General features: G+C 70.4%; 1 protein-coding gene. It reads right to left on the bottom strand.

The features are described from left to right. The coding region (gene cobT, locus ABT116_RS49220) for a nicotinate-nucleotide--dimethylbenzimidazole phosphoribosyltransferase (RefSeq protein ID WP_351648138.1) at window positions 1-1,113 on the bottom strand (1,113 nt) is incomplete at both ends.

Consider the following 1,113-nt stretch of genomic DNA (forward strand, 5'->3'; position numbering starts at 1 on the left):
GCCCGCCGCACCCGCAAGGCCACGGCCGCCGCGGAGCCCACGGAGGGCTGACACATAGGTGTTCTGGTACAGCGTCCAGCCCACCAGACCCACGATCAGAACAACGACCACTGCCAGGGAAGTAACCATCCACCTGCGTAAACGATGGCCACTCTTCCTCTCACTCACCGATCCCACTGCCATCTTCCCGCCTAACGTACGAATTTGAAACGATCGTATTGCATTCGATAGTACAGTTATGGGCGAAGATGTCGAGAGGCAAGGAAAGGACACGGCAATGACGGACAGGGACGTCGCCACCTCGTGCATCGCCCGGGCCGTGCTCTGGACCAGCGGCAGGGCGAGCAGGGCACCGGTGCCCTCGCCGAGCCGGAGGTCGAGGTCGACCAGGGGGCGCAGGCCCAGCTTGTTGAGGGCGGCGACGTGGCCCGGCTCGGCGCTGCGGTGGCCCGCGATGCAGGCGGCCAGGACTTCCGGGGCGATCGCGCGGGCGACCAGGGCAGCGGCGCCGGCGCTGACGCCGTCCAGGATCACCGGCGTACGCAGGGAGGCGCCACCGAGGAGCAGGCCGACGATGGCGGCGTGCTCGAAGCCGCCGATCGCGGCGAGCACGCCGATCGGGTCGGCCGGGTCCGGCTGGTGGAGTTCCAGGGCCCGGCGGACGACCTCGGTCTTGCGGGCGAGGGTCTCGTCGTTGATTCCGGTGCCCCGGCCGGTGACCTCCGCCGGGTCCGCACCCGTGAAGACGGAGATCAGGGCGGCGGACGCGGTGGTGTTCGCGATGCCCATCTCACCGGTCAGCAGGGCCTTGTTGCCGGCGGCGACCAGGTCGCGGGCGGTCTCGATGCCGACCTCGATGGCCTGCCTGGCCTCCTCGCGGGTCATGGCGGGGCCGGTCGTCAGGTCGGACGTACCGGCACGGATCTTGCGGGGCAGCAGGCCCGGGGTGGCCGGGAGGTCGGCGGCGACGCCCACGTCCACGATGCACACCTCGGCACCGACCTGGGTGGCGAAGGCGTTGCACACGGCGCCGCCGCCCAGGAAGTTGGCCACCATCTGGGCCGTGACCTCCTGCGGCCAGGGGGTGACGCCCTGGGCGTGCACACCGTGGTC

It is taken from the genome of Streptomyces sp. NPDC002130 (genome assembly GCF_040296465.1).
GTDB lineage: Bacteria > Actinomycetota > Actinomycetes > Streptomycetales > Streptomycetaceae > Streptomyces.